At 67.4% G+C, this 15,366-nt stretch carries 13 protein-coding genes; 5 read left to right on the top strand and 8 right to left on the bottom strand.

Annotation, left to right across the window (positions count from 1 at the left end; genetic code table 11):
• Window positions 1-2 precede the first annotated feature (2 nt).
• The gene (locus G6N32_RS26505; protein ID WP_115318186.1) at window positions 3-1,028 is read left to right on the top strand and encodes an alcohol dehydrogenase catalytic domain-containing protein; all 1,026 of its coding nucleotides are present in this window, start codon (window positions 3-5) and stop codon (window positions 1,026-1,028) included.
• A 30-nt stretch (window positions 1,029-1,058) separates the two neighbouring features.
• On the opposite strand, the gene G6N32_RS26500 is transcribed toward G6N32_RS26505, so the two are convergent.
• Window positions 1,059-2,696 (bottom strand): amidohydrolase, encoded by a 1,638-nt coding sequence (locus G6N32_RS26500; RefSeq protein WP_115318187.1) that lies wholly within the window; start codon window positions 2,694-2,696, stop codon window positions 1,059-1,061.
• A gap of 101 nt (window positions 2,697-2,797) precedes the next feature.
• On the opposite strand from G6N32_RS26500, the gene G6N32_RS26495 reads away from it, so the two are divergent.
• The 3 genes from G6N32_RS26495 to G6N32_RS26485 all read left to right on the top strand — a co-directional run bounded on the left by G6N32_RS26495 (window position 2,798) and on the right by G6N32_RS26485 (window position 6,586).
• Window positions 2,798-3,784 carry a glycoside hydrolase family 6 protein gene (locus G6N32_RS26495; RefSeq protein ID WP_115318188.1) on the top strand — a complete coding sequence of 329 codons (987 nt, stop codon included), beginning with the start codon at window positions 2,798-2,800 and terminating at the stop codon, window positions 3,782-3,784.
• 129 nt (window positions 3,785-3,913) lie between these two features.
• Window positions 3,914-5,110 carry an alpha/beta hydrolase gene (locus tag G6N32_RS26490; protein ID WP_115318189.1) on the top strand — a complete coding sequence of 399 codons (1,197 nt, stop codon included), beginning with the start codon at window positions 3,914-3,916 and terminating at the stop codon, window positions 5,108-5,110.
• A gap of 57 nt (window positions 5,111-5,167) precedes the next feature.
• Entirely contained in the window at window positions 5,168-6,586 is a 1,419-nt protein-coding gene (locus G6N32_RS26485; protein WP_115318190.1) for a WS/DGAT/MGAT family O-acyltransferase, read from the top strand.
• Here the strand turns inward: G6N32_RS26485 and G6N32_RS26480 are convergent.
• Genes G6N32_RS26480 through G6N32_RS26465 form a run of 4 tightly spaced genes read right to left on the bottom strand, consistent with a single transcriptional unit; the run spans window position 6,583 to window position 11,164 of the window.
• Window positions 6,583-7,521 carry a DUF4436 family protein gene (locus tag G6N32_RS26480; protein WP_232077360.1) on the bottom strand — a complete coding sequence of 313 codons (939 nt, stop codon included), beginning with the start codon at window positions 7,519-7,521 and terminating at the stop codon, window positions 6,583-6,585. The genes G6N32_RS26485 and G6N32_RS26480 overlap by 4 nt on opposite strands.
• A complete protein-coding gene (locus tag G6N32_RS26475; RefSeq protein WP_115318191.1) occupies window positions 7,514-8,830 on the bottom strand; it encodes an alpha/beta hydrolase in 1,317 nt (438 codons plus the stop codon). Before G6N32_RS26475 ends, G6N32_RS26480 begins: the two co-directional genes overlap by 8 nt.
• Window positions 8,799-10,424 (bottom strand): acyl-CoA ligase FadD12, encoded by a 1,626-nt coding sequence (fadD12, locus tag G6N32_RS26470; RefSeq protein WP_115318192.1) that lies wholly within the window; start codon window positions 10,422-10,424, stop codon window positions 8,799-8,801. Before fadD12 ends, G6N32_RS26475 begins: the two co-directional genes overlap by 32 nt.
• The gene (locus G6N32_RS26465; protein ID WP_276047492.1) at window positions 10,424-11,164 is read right to left on the bottom strand and encodes a 1-acyl-sn-glycerol-3-phosphate acyltransferase; all 741 of its coding nucleotides are present in this window, start codon (window positions 11,162-11,164) and stop codon (window positions 10,424-10,426) included. Before G6N32_RS26465 ends, fadD12 begins: the two co-directional genes overlap by 1 nt.
• Before the next feature lie 155 nt (window positions 11,165-11,319).
• Between G6N32_RS26465 and G6N32_RS26460 the strand changes: the two genes are divergently transcribed.
• Entirely contained in the window at window positions 11,320-12,102 is a 783-nt protein-coding gene (locus tag G6N32_RS26460; protein ID WP_115318194.1) for a crotonase/enoyl-CoA hydratase family protein, read from the top strand.
• A gap of 14 nt (window positions 12,103-12,116) precedes the next feature.
• On the opposite strand, the gene G6N32_RS26455 is transcribed toward G6N32_RS26460, so the two are convergent.
• The 3 genes from G6N32_RS26455 to G6N32_RS26445 are packed head-to-tail and all read right to left on the bottom strand — an operon-like array spanning window position 12,117 to window position 15,207.
• Complete coding sequence (locus G6N32_RS26455) at window positions 12,117-13,163, bottom strand: acyl-CoA dehydrogenase family protein (RefSeq protein ID WP_115318195.1); 1,047 nt, start codon at window positions 13,161-13,163, stop codon at window positions 12,117-12,119.
• Window positions 13,160-14,359, bottom strand: a complete 1,200-nt coding sequence (locus G6N32_RS26450; protein WP_115318999.1) for an acyl-CoA dehydrogenase family protein — start codon at window positions 14,357-14,359, stop codon at window positions 13,160-13,162. Before G6N32_RS26450 ends, G6N32_RS26455 begins: the two co-directional genes overlap by 4 nt.
• 5 nt (window positions 14,360-14,364) lie before the next feature.
• Window positions 14,365-15,207, bottom strand: a complete 843-nt coding sequence (locus tag G6N32_RS26445; protein ID WP_410432386.1) for a PaaI family thioesterase — start codon at window positions 15,205-15,207, stop codon at window positions 14,365-14,367.
• Between the last annotated feature and the right edge of the window lie 159 nt (window positions 15,208-15,366).

Below are 15,366 nucleotides of genomic sequence, written 5' to 3'. Positions count from 1 at the left end.
CCATGCGCGCGGTGCTCATCGACACACCGGGATCGGTCCGGGTCGACGACTGGCCGGACCCGGTGCTGCCCGGATCGACAGGCGCGATCGTCAAGGTGACGGCGGCCGCCATCTGCGGCTCGGACCTGCACTTCTACGAGGGCGACTACCCGCTGTTCCAGCCTCTCTCGCTGGGCCACGAGGCCATCGGCACGGTCGTCGAGGTCGGCTCGGATGTGCGCACGGTGAAGGTCGGCGACCAGGTCATCGTGTCGTCGGTGGCCGGCTGCGGCGCCTGCACCGGCTGCGCGACCAAGGATCCGATCCTGTGCGCATCGGGTCCGCAGGTCTTCGGTTCCGGGGTGCTCGGCGGCGCGCAGGCAGAACTGATGGCCGTGCCGGCCGCCGACTTCCAGCTGCTCAAGATGCCGGAGAACATCGACACCGAGCAGGCCCTGCTGCTCACTGACAACCTGTCCACCGGCTGGATCGCGGCCAAACGCGCCGACATCCCGCTCGGCGGCACTGTGGTGGTCATCGGGCTGGGTGCGGTCGGGCTGTGCGCGGTGCGCAGCGCGCTGTTCCAGGGTGCGGCACGGGTTTACGCCGTCGACCCGGTCGCGCAGCGCCGGGAGCGGGCCGCCCGGCTCGGCGCGATCGCGATCGAACCGGCAGCCGCACCGACCGTCATGGAGGCGACCGACGGCCTCGGGGCGCATTCGGTGATCGACGCCGTCGGCAACGACACCACGCTCGACGACTCGCTGGCCACCGTGCGTGCCGGCGGCACGGTGTCGGTGGTCGGGGTGCACAACCTCAACCCCTATCCGTTCCCGGCGATCACCGCCCTGCTGCGCAGCCTCACCTTCCGGATGACCACTGCGCCGGTCCAGCAGACCTGGCCCGAACTCATCCCGCTGCTGCAGAGCGGGCGCCTCGACGTCGACGGGATCTTCACCACCTCCCTGCCACTGGAGCAAGCGGCCGACGGCTACGCCGCCGTCGCGGCGCGGTCGGGCGAGGTCGTCAAGGTCCTGCTCACGCCGTGACATGGGGCGCTCACGCCGTGACCCGCTGACCTAGGCGCGGTAGACGGTAGACCCTTCCTTGATCGTCTCGACGACCGTGATGTCCTTGATGGTCATCGGGTCAACCGTCAGCGGATTATCATCCAGCACAACGAGATCGGCGAGTTTGCCGACCTCCAGCGAGCCCTTGACGTCCGCCTCGCGGTACTGGCGTGCGGCGTTGATCGTGATGGCCTTCAGCGCCTCTAGTGCGGTGACGCGCTGGTCGGCCCCGATAATGTCGCCGCCGCGCGAGATTCGGTTCACCGCCGTCCACACCACGAACATCTGATCCAGCGGGGTGACGACGAAGTCGGTGTGGTTGGTGGGGGAGAGCCCGAGGTCGATCGCCGCGCGCATCGGGGACAGGAAGTCTGCCTGGGTCTTACCGCGCAACCGGACGTGCGCGTCGCCGAAGTAGAAAGTGTGCGGGGTGAAGAACGACGGGATGATCCGATAGTCGACGTAGCGCTGAAGCTGGTCCCGGCGGACGAATTGAGAGTGGACCATGACCGTGAGACGGTCCTTGCCGAGATCGCCGGCGCCCGCGAATTCGTGGGCGGCAAGCGCGACGTCGATGGCCGCGTCTCCGTTGGCGTGAATGTCGAGCGGCAGGCCGAGGTCGTAGACCTTCTTGAACCAGCCGTTGACAGTCTCCTGGGAGAAGCCGAGCTCACCGCACCAGTTGTGCTGTCCGTCAGGGCCATCGGTCAGGTACGGCGTTGTGAAATATGCCGTGCGTCCTTGTGGCGAGCCGTCCAGGGTGACTTTCACCCCGCCGAGCTTGACCCTGTTGTGGTAGCTGCCGAACGTCTCCGGAGGGTGACGTTGCAGCACCTCGTCGAGTTCGAGAATGAACGGATAGGCAACGACGTCGATCAGGGTCGCTCCGCCTTCGGCGGCCCGGTAGATCAATTCCACGTCTGAGGCGTGGGTGGCGCCTTCATGCGCCGTCGTGATGCCCGCCGCGGCGTAGAGCATCTGCCCCGCCTTGCTCCAGGCGATCTCCTGCGACGGTGTCGGCTTGGGCATGGCGGCGAAGATCGGTAAGAACGCCGTCTCCATCACCAGCCCGTCGGGCTCGGTGGAACCCTCTTTGCGCACGATCACCCCGCCTGCGGGAGTCTCGGTGTCCGCGGTGATACCGAACATCCGCATCGCCGCCGAGTTGAGCACCGCGCCGTGCATCGAAACATGGCCCACCAGTACCGGATTGGCCGGGAAGTCGGCGTCGAGGTCCTCCTTGTGCAGCGTCCGTCCGCCGGGCATCAAGGTGTCGTCGTAGCCGTAAGCGACGATCATCTCGCCGGCGGGCACCCGGTGTGTGTCCCGAAATGACCTGAGGGAATCCACGATCGCGCCGACGTCGGCGCCTGGCCCGGCAGGTGGAGCGAACACGTTCACCTGGTTGGCGACGGTCAATGAGTTGATGTAGTGGCTGTGCGGGTCGAGGAAACCCGGCAACAACGTCGCACCGTCGAGGTCGATCTCCCGGGTACTGGGCCCCCGATGCGCGGCTATGACGTCGTCTCGGTCGCCGACCGCGGTGATCCGCCCGGCCCGCACCGCCAGGGCGGTTGCCGACGGGTTGAGGTCGTCGATCGTGACGATAGTGCCGCCCACATAGATCGCATCCGCAGCCATGGTCATCCCGGCCTCCTTCAGTGTCGTCTGAGTCTAGGGACGAAGTCCGGTTCGACGTGGCCGACAGTTGGCGTTTGCCGCGGGTGCGCACTAGCTTTTCTTCGGTGATGTCCTTCGCTGCCGGTGCCGTCGCACGGTGGATCGCCCCGTTCCTGACCCTCGCTGTCGTCGCCGGGCTGGTACTCGGCACCGCGCCGGTTCACACCGGCCCCATCCGCCTCGCGGATGACGCCGCCCCGATCGGTGGATCGCCGTTCTACGTCGATCCGAACTCGGCGGCCATGCGGGCCTCGAAGGCGAATCCGGACAGCCCCGAACTGGCCTACATCGCCAACACCCCCCAGGCTTACTTCATCGACAACCTGGTGCCGGCCGCTGCGGTGAGCACCTATCTCAACGGGGCCTGGGCGGCCGGCGCCATGCCGATGCTGGCCATCTACTCGCTGCCGAACCGCGACTGCGGCAGCTTCGCGGCAGGCGGTTTCGGCTCGGGCGAGGCCTACCGCGGGTGGATCGACCGCGTCGCCTCCCAGATCGGCGGCGGCCCGGTGACGGTCATCCTGGAACCGGATGCCCTCGACATGGCCGACTGCCTGTCGGGCAGCGCGCGTCAGGAGCGCTTCGACCTGATTCGTTACGGCGTGGACACGCTGACCCGCAACCCCGCCGCCGCGGTGTACGTCGACGCCGGACACTCGCGGTGGCTTCCCGCGGACGAGATCGCCAATCGGCTCAACCAGGTGGGTATCGAGAAAGCCCGCGGCTTCAGCCTCAACGTCTCCAACTTCTTCACCACCGATGAGGAAATCGGTTACGGCGAAGCGATTTCCGGCATGACCGGCGGCAAGCCGTATGTCATCGACACCTCACGCAACGGCAACGGACCGGCCGACGGGGAGCTGTACTGGTGCAACCCGAGCGGCCGGGCGCTCGGCGTCCAGCCGACCACCAACACCGGAAACGGCCACATCGACGCGTTCCTGTGGGTCAAGCGTCCGGGTGACTCCGACGGGTCCTGCGGCCGGGGCGATCCGGGCCCGGGTCACTTCGTGAATTCATTCGCGATCGAGCTGGCGCGAAACGCCGGACACTGACGTCCGGGCAAACCCCGGCGCACCGCGGGATTCGCTGGGCACGACTGAATCTCGATTCGGCCAGCAAAGCAGTGAACATTCCGAAGAATTTGTCGTTTCAGAAAGTGCCAGCGGGGTACGCTTCGCGCCATGACGGTTAATCCGTGGACGACGGCCCGCTGGATGATGCAGGCGGGTCCGGCCGACTATCTGATGGCGATGAGCATGGCCTCAGCCCAGCTGCCCGTGGTCGGCAAGCATCTGGAGCCGCTGGGCGCGCTGAGCGCCATGAGTGTGTGGGGCGCCAAGCAGATGCCCGAGCTCCTCGGTGCGGCCGCCAAGTCGTGGCTGGCGCCCGACGCCGGCCGCGTGCGCCGAGTTCAGCGGGAGAGCACCCGCCAGGTCGCCGAAACCGGGTTGCGGGGTGTGGTGCTGCCCGAGGACCTGCAGATCGACTGGCCGGCGCCCGACACCAAGCCGCCGGTGGCGAGGGCCCTGGAGCACCGCAAGCATCTCTACCGTTCGTCGGTTCGCTACGGCGATCACCCGACCCAGGTTCTCGATGTCTGGCGTCGCGAGGATCTGCCCGCCGAGCCCGCACCGGTTCTCGTGTTCGTCCCGGGCGGCGCCTGGGTTCATGGCAGCCGCATCCTGCAGGGCTACGCACTGATGTCGCATCTGGCCGCCCAGGGCTGGGTGTGCCTGTCCGTGGAGTACCGCGTCGCGCCGCACCACCCGTGGCCGCAGCACATCCACGACATCAAGGCCGCGATCGCCTGGGCCCGCGCCAACGTCGACCGCTTCGGTGGCGACCGCGACTTCGTTGCCGTCGCCGGGTGTTCGGCCGGCGGTCACCTGGCCGCGCTGGCCGGACTGACCATCGACGACCCCGAGTTCCAGGAGCACCTGCCGGAGGGTTCGGACACCGCAGTCGACGCCGTCGTGGGTATCTACGGCCGGTACGACTGGGAAGACCGCTCGACGCCGGAACGCATGCGGTTCGTCGACTTCCTCGAGCGCGTGGTGGTCAACAAGAAGCAGAGCAAGCACGGTGATCTCTTCCGCAAGGCGTCACCGATCGCGCGGATCCATCCCGACGCCCCGCCGTTCCTGGTGGTGCACGGCTCCGGCGACAGCGTCATTCCCGTCGCGCAGGCCCAGAGCTTCGTCGAGCGGTTGCGCAGCGTGTCCCACTCTCCGGTGGGATATGTCGAATTGCCCGGCGCCGGACACGGTTTCGACATGACCGACGGTGCTCGCACCGGGTCGGTGTCGACAGCGATCGGTCTGTTCCTCAATCGGATCCACCGCGACCGCGCGGCGATGTCCACCAAAGAGGTCATCTGAGACCTACTCGGCTGTATCGTCCCGATCGGGACGGGGCAGGGGCGGAGAGGCGCACGGATGAAGAGATTGCGTGGCTGGGATGCTGTGCTGCTGTACAGCGAGGCTCCCAATGTGCACATGCACACCCTCAAGGTGGCGATCATCGAATTGCAGGACCTCGGTGAGCGCACCTTCGGTGTCGAAGAGTTCCGTCAGGTGATCCGGGGCAGGCTCTACAAGCTCGATCCGTTCCGGTACCAGTTGGTCACCATCCCGTTCAAGTTCCACCACCCGATGTGGCGGGAGAACTGCGACGTCGACCTCGAGTACCACATCCGCCCGTGGCGGGTGAAGGAGCCGGGTGGGCGGCGCGAACTGGATGAGGCGATCGGCGAGATCGCCAGCACCCCGCTGGACCGGGACCGTCCACTGTGGGAGATGTACTTCGTCGAGGGTCTTGCCAACGGGCGCATCGCCGTTGTCGGCAAGATCCATCACGCGCTGGCCGACGGTGTCGCCTCCGGGAACCTGATGGCGCGCGGGATGGATCTGCAGAGCGGTCCCGACCCGGACCAGGATTTCTCGACCGACCCCTCACCCCGCCGCGGTGAGCTGGTGCGCTCGGCATTCGCCGACCATTTCCGGCAGATCGCCAAGTTGCCGAGCGTGATCAAGTACACCGCCGACGGTATGTCCCGAGTGCGCCGCAGCAACCGCAAGCTGTCGCCCGAGCTGACCATGCCCTTCACCCCGCCGCCGTCCTTCCTCAACCACATGCTCGCCCCCGAACGACGGTTCGCCACAGCAACTTTGGCGCTCGCCGAAGTCAAAGAGACCAGCAAGCTCCTCGGTGTCACGATCAACGACATGGTGCTGGCCACCGCCGCAGGCGCCCTGCGCACGCTGCTGCTGCGCTACGACGGGGTGGCCGATCACCCGCTGCTGGCCTCGGTGCCGGTGAGCTTCAACTTCGACCCGGATCGGGTGTCGGGCAATTACTTCACCGGCATGATGGTGGCCGTCCCGGTCGACGTCGAAGATCCACTGGAGCGGGTGCGGCAGACCCATGACGCCGCCGTACTGGCCAAGGAGAGCCACCAGCTCGTCGGTCCAGAACTCATCAGCCGGTGGTCCACCTATTTGCCGCCTGCGCCGGCCCAGGCGCTGTTCAAGTGGTTGTCCACCAAGGACGGCCAGAACAAGGTGCTGAATCTGCCGATCTCGAACGTGCCCGGACCGCGCGAACACGGCCGGGTCGGCGGGGCACTGGTCACCGAGATCTACTCCGTCGGTCCGCTGACCACCGGCAGCGGGATGAACATCACCGTGTGGAGCTACGTCGACCAGCTCAACATCTCGGTGCTCACCGACAGCATCACGGTCGGCGACCCGCACGAGGTCACCGAGGCCATGCTGGCGGCGTTCTCCGAAATACGAGTGGCGGCAGGGCTTTCCGGTGAACTGGCGGTCGTCGAGACCGCGATGGCGCAAGCCTAGCGATACTCGGTGGCGGTCGTCGGGCTGTCCTCGGCGGGGTTCTTCTCCAGAACCTCGGTGGCGGCGCTTTCGGCGAGTTCGATCTTGCGCTGATGCCGGAAGCCCAGAACGATGCTGGAGATCAGCGAGATCGAGATCACCGCTTCGGCGATGAAGAACGACCCGAAGTCGATGATCGAACCGATCGGCGGGTTACCAGGCACCGCATTGCGTAGCGGGATCAACGCGAACAGGATGGCCGCCATCATCGAGCAGGCCGGGAAGATCAGGCCCCGTCGCCAATGCAGGATGTAGAAGGCGGCGACCACCGCGCCGAGCGCCAGGCCCAGCATCAGCACCATGATGAACACCGCGAAGATCACGGTGGGCATGGTGCGGTGCAGGCCGAGATTCACCGCGACACCGCCCTGGGATGTCACCGAGGAGGTGTTGAGCCCGAAGAACGGATCGGTGTTGACCACGGTGAGGGCCACCGGAAGATTGTTTCCCTCGGGAGTGAAGACGTGAACCTCCAGCTGACCGGTGTAGCGATCGAACGGATAGTCGGTGACCGCGCCGTCGACGCCGACCCTCTGCTCGATGTCCGGGGCGGGATCGCCCGCCTTGATCTCGGCCTTCCAGTTGCCGATCGCGGCCGTCGTCAGTGTCACGTCCTGGATGAAGTTGCCGTCCGGGTTGGCCAGCTTGCCATTCGGTGCCACCTGGATGATGGTCACCGAAAGCTGTTGGGTCGCAGAGTCGACCTTCGTGATCCAGGCGGTGACGTTGACCCGGTCGGCATTGTCGCCGTCGCCAAAGAAACTTTCCTGGTCGGTGTTGTTCCGGCTGGAGGCATACCCCGCGACACTCGCCGCGAGCACGGCCACCAGCAGGGCGGCAGCGATGATCACTCGGCGTAGCCCGATATCGCGGACCCGCCGGACGTGTTTACGCATGCTCCCCCTTAGTCGACCATTTGGCGTATACCCACGACAGGAACTGCCCGACCGCCTCGGCGGACTGATGTGCCCGCGGCGAGGAGAAGATGTCGAAAGCGTGCTGTGCGCCGGGCAATTCGGCGTAGAGCACCGGCGCCTGTGCCACCGTGCGGAATTCGGCGACGAAGTCCCGCGCCTCGTCGACCGGGATCACCGAGTCGTGCTCGCCGTGCAGGATGAAGAACGGCGGGGCGTCCGCGCGCAACCGCCGGATCGGTGATGCGGCGGTGTAGATATCCCGGAACCGGCTGAACTGCCGCTTGACGACGAGGCGCTCGAGGTAGCCGATGAACTCGCGGCGGCCGTTGCCGTGCGTGGTGTACCAGTCGTAGCGCCCGTACACCGGGACCGCCGCCACCACCGACGTGTCCGCGTCGGTGAAGCCAGGCTGGTACTGCGGGTCGTTGGGAGTCAAGGCCGCCAGCGCCGCCAGATGCCCGCCGGCCGAACCACCGGTGATGGCAACGAAATTCGGGTCACCGCCGTAGTCTGCGATGTTCTCCTTGATCCAGGCCAGCGCACGCTTGACGTCGACGATGTGGTCCGGCCAGGTGTGCGCCGGGCTGACCCGGTAGTTCATCGCCACACAGATCCAGCCGCGGTCGGCGAGGTGGCTCATCAACGGGTAGGCCTGAGGGCGGCGCCAGCCGATGGCCCACGCGCCACCGGGAACCTCCAGCAGCACCGGCGCCTTGCCCTCGCGGGGCAGGTCGCGGCGGCGCCATACGTCGGCCAGATTGGCCCGCCCGTGCGGTCCGTAGCTGATCGTGCTCGTCTTGTCGACGAAACGTCGCCGCGACCAGGTGGTCCGCCACGCCGGGGCGAGCGCAGCGACGGGAGAAAAGCCGCTGGGTCGCCCCGACGGGGACGGTGTGCCCGGCAACGTGTCCAGGACGTCGGTGAAGTCCTCGCCGAGCCCCTCGACCAGCGCGTCGCGCAACACCGGTCGGGGTGTGGTCACGTTGCGGCGCTGAATCGCCAGCAGGAACAGCCATGACGCGGCCGTCAACGCCAGCGCGGCGACACCCCGCCGGCCGCGGAAGTCGCCGCGCAGGCCGCGCCGTGCCGCGTCGAGAACGGAGCCGCCCAGGTAGAGCATCGGTACTTCCGAGGTGGGCCAGCCGAACGAGAAGACCACCAGCGTCTTGTAGCCCTGGCGCCCCAGTGGGCGAAATCCGTTGGCGGCATTGGCCAGTTCGACGAGCGCGCGGGCCAGCGGGCGCGGGCGCCGCAGCTCAGCCGTCAGCCGTGTGAGCGATGAGTTCATTACGCAGGATTTTGCCAGTGCTTCCGCGCGGCAGTTCGCTCAGGATGGTGATCTCCCGCGGCACCTTGTAGTTGGCCAAGTTCTCCCGGACGTGCGCCTTCAGGTCGTCAGGGTTCGCCGTCGCGCCGTCGGTGAGGACCACGAAGGCCACCAGTCGCTGGCCGAACTGTTCGTCGTCGACGCCCAGCACCGTGGCTTCGGCCACCTCGGCGTGCCCGGCCAGCGTCTTCTCCACCTCGATCGGGTACACGTTCTCACCGCCCGAGACGATCATCTCGTCGTCACGGCCCACCACGAACAGCCGGCCCGCATCGTCGAGGCGGCCGATGTCGCCCGAGGACATGAAGCCGTCGTGAAAGTCCTTGGTGTTACCCGAGGTGTAACCGTCGAACTGGGTGGAGTTCTTCACAAAGATCCGCCCGACCTCGCCGGTGGGAACCGCGTTGAACTCGTCGTCGTAGATCCGGATCTCGGTGCCCACGGCCGGCTTTCCCGCGGTATCGGGTGCGGCCCGCAGATCGGTCGGGGTCGCGGTGGCGATCATGCCCGCTTCGGTGGCGTTGTAGTTGTTGTAGATGACGTCGCCGAATTCGTCCATGAATTTGGTGACGACGTCGGGCCGCATCCGCGATCCCGAGCAGGCCGCGAACCGCAGGCTGCGGCCGCTGTATTTCGCGCGAACGTCATCGGGCAGGTCCATGATGCGGTCGAACATCACTGGAACCACACACAACCCGGTGGCCTTGTACTTGTCGACCAGGGCCAGCGTCGCCTCCGGATCGAACTTGCGGCGGGTCACCACGGTGCATGCCATCGCCGAGGCGAACACCAGCTGCGAGAAGCCCCAGGCGTGGAACATCGGGGCCACCACCACTGTCGTCTCACCCAGCCGCCACGGCGTGCGACTCAAGATGGCGATGAGATTGCTCGCCCCGCCGCCGGAGTGCTTGGCGCCCTTGGGTGTTCCGGTGGTACCCGAGGTCAGCAGGATCAGCTTGCTCTTGCGCTCGCTGGTGGCCGCCCGTTGACCCGAATGCGCCTCGATCAGCTTCTCGACGGTAGGTGCGGTGGTCGGTTCGTCGGTCCAGGCCAGGATGCGGATGGCGGCTGGCCGGTCAGCGACCGCCCGGTCCACCGAGGCGGTGAACTCCTCGTCGTAGATCACGACGTCGGCGTGTTCGCGGTTGACCACCTCGGCCAGCGCCGGGCCGGCGAACGAGGTGTTGAGCAGCAGCACGTCGGCGCCGATGCGGGTGGCGGCGATCAGCGACTCGACGAACCCGCGGTGGTTGCGGGCCATGATGCCGACCACTTCTGGCGTGCCGCCGGGCAGCTGCTGCAACGCGGCCGCCAGGGCGTGCGCCCGCTGGTCGAGTTCGCGCCAGGTCAGCGTGCCCAGTTCGTCGATCAGGCCGGGGCTGTCGGGACGGCGGGCCGCGGCGGTCGCGAACCCGGTGGCGATCGACAACCCTTCGGCGCGCGCGGCGTTCACCATCGCGACCGTCCGGTCCGGACGCATCGGGGTCAGGAAGCCGGCCTTGGCCAGCGTGACGACGGCGTCGCCGACGGACGTCAACCGGGACAGCAGGTCCATCAGCCGATCACCGGGAGGCGACGTTCGGCGGCCAATTCGTCGAGCGCCCGTTGCATGACGCCGCGCACGTAGGCGTCGACGGCGTGGATGTCGGGGTCTTCGCCGAACTGCTCGATGATGTCGATCGGCTCGAGGGTGCGAACGACGATCTTGGTCGGCAGCGGCACATTCAGCGGAACAACGGCGCTCAGCCCGAACGGGAAGCCGAACGAGATGGGCAGAATCTTGGCCCGCAACAGCTTGTCCAGTCGCAGTGTCTTGGCCAGGCCGGTCCCGCGGGACAGGAAAATCTGGCTCTCCTGCCCGCCGATCGCCACTGTCGGGACGATGGGAACCCCGGCGTTGATGGCGGCCTTCACGTAGCCGGTGCGACCATCGAAGTCGATCTTGTTCTGGGCGAGGGTCGGCCGGTAGACGTCGTAGTCACCGCCGGGGAACACCACTACGACGCCGCCGGAGCGCAGGGCCTCGTCGGCGTTCTCATGATTGGCGTGGATGAAGCCGTTGCGCTTGAAGAAGCCCGCAGTCGGGCCGGTCAGCACCAGGTCGTGGCTCAGCGTGTAGACCGGCCGGTCATAGCCGAAGTGCTCGTAGAAGCCGAGCGCGAACACCGGCACGTCCATCGCGAACAGGCCGCCGGAGTGGTTCGACACCACCAGGGCACCGCCGTGCGGGAACGACTCCAGGCCGCGGACCTCGCTGCGGTGGTAGAGCTTGAGGAAGGGGCGCAGCACGCCCATGGTCTTCTCGACCAGACCGGGGTCCCACTTCTCCGTCTCGGCGGGTGTCGCGTCGCTGGTGCTCACACATCCTCCTAGGAATTGGAACGTGTTCTAGTTTTTCATGCTACCGGGGTCGCGACCGTCTTCCTAAAGTGATAGTTACCATTCCGAACGTGACTGAAAACGCCGTTACCGAAGAGCCCGCCGTCCTCACCGAGCGCCGCGGCCGAATTCTGATCATCACCATCAACCGGCCCAAAGCCAAGAACGCGGTGAATGCCGCGGTCAGCAATGGTCTGGCCGCCGCCATGGACGAGCTCGACGACGATGCCGGCCTGTCCGTCGGGATCGTCACCGGGGCCGGCGGTTCGTTCTGTGCGGGCATGGACCTCAAGGCGTTCGCCCGCGGGGAGAACGTGGTGGCCGAGGGCCGTGGCCTGGGCTTCACCGAGCGCCCGCCGCTCAAGCCGCTGATCGCCGCGGTCGAGGGGTACGCGCTGGCCGGCGGCACGGAGCTGGCGCTGGCCACCGATCTGATCGTGGCGGCCAAGGACTCGGCGTTCGGCATCCCGGAGGTCAAGCGTGGCCTGGTGGCCGGCGGCGGCGGACTGTTGCGACTGCCGCAGCGCATCCCGTATCAGATCGCGATGGAGCTGGCGCTGACCGGCGAGAACCTGTCCGCGGTGCGTGCCCACGAACTGGGTCTGGTCAACGCGCTGGCCGAACCGGGCCATGCGCTCGATGCGGCCATCGAGCTCGCTGAGCGAATCACCGTCAATGGCCCGCTGGCGGTCGCCGCAACAAAGCGGATCATCACCGAGTCGCGCGGCTGGTCGCCCGAGGAGCAGTGGAAGAAGCAGGCAAAGATCATGATGCCGGTGTTCGGGTCGAAGGACGCCCAGGAAGGCGCGATCGCGTTCGCCGAGAAGCGCGCCCCGAACTGGACGGGCAGCTGAGCGCCGGGTCTGAGCTAAACCGCGCCGACCACAAAGTCCCACGGGTCGCCTGCCGTCAACGCCATCCGGCCCAGTTTCCTTGCGTGCCAAGCGGTGTCACCGAATTCGTCGATCCAGCTGCGGGCTCGCATCGTGGCCAGCCACAACCGGTGCTCGATGGTGACCCCGATGGCACCGTGCAGCTGATGGGCGGCGGTGACCACGGTCGGCACCACCCTGCCCAGCACCACCTTGGCGACGGTGACGGCGTAATCGGCTTGGGCGCTGTCGAATCCGTGCACAGCGACCGCGGCGACGGCCAACTCGGTGGCCGCGCGCGCCCGCTCCACCTCGCCGGCCATCGAGGCCAGCGTGTGCTGAACGGCTTGAAACGCGCTCAACGGACGGCCGAACTGCTCCCGTTCCCGGGTGTGTGCCACCGAGAACTCGACCGCGGCATCCAGTGCGCCGAGTGCCTGGATGCACCGGACCCAGGCGCCGCGCCGCGCCAGTTCCTCGGCGGCGCCGTCGAGGGTGACCAGCCCGTCACCCGGCACTGCGATGGTGTCGCGGGGTTCACCACCCAGGTTGTGCCCCGTCTCCACCGTCGCGGGATCGGTGATCGCGACCGCGAGTGCGGCGCCGTCCCGTAGGGCCACCACCACCGCGCCGGCGGCACCCGCGTACGGAACGCCGCTGACGGTCCTCGCCCCGGTGTTGCCGATCGCGATCGTCAGCGGCCCCCGGTCGGGAACCGCCAGCCCGGCCTTCGCAGCCAACCAGGCGGCGAGCACATCGGTCTCGGCCAGCGGTACGGTGACCGCGTGCCGGGCCAGCGCCCGCAGAACAACCGCAGATTCCGTTGGGCCACCGCCAGATTCGGGATCGCTGGTCAGCCGGGTCAGGCCGGCGTCCTGCAGATTTTTCCAGGCGACGGAGTCGAAGTCGTCCGGCAGGCCGCGGCGGCCGATCCGCTCGTCGAAGGACCGGACACCGATGTCGTCGGCCAGCTGCCGCAGGTCAGCCAATTCATCTGTGCCGCTGGTGGTCACGAAGACCCCACCGGTCAAGGCGCTTGTCATCTCAGCCCCATTCCGCGCGCCACCACACCGCGCAGCACCTCGTTGGTTCCGCCGCGCAGGGTGAACAGCGGCGAGTGCAGCCGTGCCACATTCAGCAGCGCGGCCACCCGGTCGCGATCCGGTGAGTCGCTCGCCGCGTAGCTGAACAGATCGGCCGCCAACTCCACCGACTCCTGCTCGAAGCGGGTACCCAGGTCCTTGACCAGCGCGGCCTCGTTGACCGGTGCCTGCCCGGCGGCCAGTGCCCTGGCCACCGACACCGACAACTGCCGCAACGAGATGGCCCGGGCCAGCAAGTCGCCGACGGCCGCGGCGGCATGGTCGTCGAGATGGTCCTGGCCGGCCAGTGCGCGCACCAGCGCAGTCAGCAGCGCAGCGGTGCTCAGGATTCGTTCCGGGCCACTGCGTTCGAACGACAGCTCGGCGGTGACCTGATGCCAGCCGTTGCCGACCTCGCCGAGCAGATTGTCGTCGCTGATGAACAACTCGTCGAAGGTCACCTCGTTGAAATGATGTTCACCCGACATGATCACGATGGGGCTGATCGTGATGCCGGGTTCCGGCGGGCAGGAGCGCAGCGACCCGGGAATCGATCTGTCTGTCGGGACGATGAACTGGCTGAATCCGGCGTGCCGACGGTCGGGGTCGACCGGGCTGGTGCGAGCCAGCACCACGATCTGATGGGCCAGGTGCGCTCCGCTGGTCCACACCTTGGTGCCCGACAGCAGCCAGCCACCATCGGTCTTGGTCGCCTTGGCGGCCGAGGCGGCCAGGTCGGAGCCGGCCTGCGGCTCGCTCATGCCGATCGCGGAGAAATATTGTCCAGCAGCGATTTTGGGCAGTAACCGTTGTCGTTGCTCTTCGGAGCCGTAGGCCAGCAGCCCGGGTGCGACCTGGCGGTCGGCGATCCAGTGTGCGGCCACCGGCGCACCGACGGCGAGCAGCTCTTCGGTCACCACGTAGCGATGCAGGTGGCTCAGTCCCTGCCCGCCGTACTCGCGCGGAATGGTCAGGCCGAGGAATCCCGCCGCGCCGAGGCGGGCGCTGAACGCCTCGTCCCAGCTCGACAGCCACGCGTCGACGGTTGGCTGCCAACCGAATTCGTCACGGTCGGCGGCCAGGAACACCCGGATCGAGGCCCGCAGGGCAGCCAGTTCGGGCTCGTTGGCGCACAACGCGGCGAAGTCGTCTGCCATGGTGCTCACCGGTATCCCGTGACACGCGCCAGGATGGCCACCTTGCCGTCGTCACCCACAGCCTGGGCGTCGCCGACCGCGGAATTGCGTCCGACCCGCAGCGCGGTTCCCTCGTAACGGGATTGGTCGCCGGCGAAGAACGGGCGCAGGAAGTTCACCCGCAGCGATGCGGTGCGCAGCGGGTCGGTCTGTTCGTGGTTGATCGCCGCGGAGGCCACGAGTTCCAGTCCGGCGCTGCTGACCCCGCCGTGCACGATCCCGATCAGGTTGTTGATGATCGGATCCGGCCGCTGGTCCAGCCGGTAGGTGCCGTCGTCGTACGGCCGAACGTCCGCGGACATCAATTGCGCCAGCGTCGTCTCCCGCGTGCGCGCCAGGGTGTCCGGTCCCCGCTGGATAGGCGCGTCGGGACCGCCCGTGATGGCGACCGTGCGCACGGTGCCGCCGCCGATCGTGCTGCCGCGGTGGCTCAGCGTGCAGATGGACAGCAGCGTCGCACCGTGCGGTCCGAGCGGGCGACTGCTCGCCACGACGGGTTCGTCCGGCGCGGCCTGCAGGCTGTCGATCCCGTCGGGGCTGAGTTCGACCGAAAGCTCGCTCGACACCGTCCATTGGCCGGCGCCGCGGCGATAGAAGTTGGCCCGGCCGCCGACATCGTCGACCAGGATGGCCAGCGGCCCGATCGTCGGCATCTGAGTGAACGGATTGGTCAGATGGCCCACCGGCATCGAAGCCACGACCGTGAACTCGGTGAAGTTCTCGTCGAGTGTCTCGATGCCGAACCGGGTGATGACACTCTCCGGAGTTTCCGGGTCCTGCATTCCGGTGGTTCGCTCGGGCGTCGTCACCCTCGTATTCCAGCACCATCGTCCGTCGCGTCGCGCAGGCAGGTCCGCACACCGGGCGTGCAATCGCGAAATCATGGTGATCGGCAGCTGAATTCGGGGTGAGCTCGGGGCGAAACATTTCGCTGCCGAGCATTGTGCGGCGGTGGCGGGGTGCCGCGA

The sequence above is a fragment of the Mycolicibacterium aichiense genome (assembly GCF_010726245.1).
Taxonomy (GTDB): Bacteria; Actinomycetota; Actinomycetes; order Mycobacteriales; family Mycobacteriaceae; genus Mycobacterium; species Mycobacterium aichiense.
Note: the sequence above shows the minus strand (reverse complement) of the source record. Positions and strands in the feature narration are given on the sequence as shown.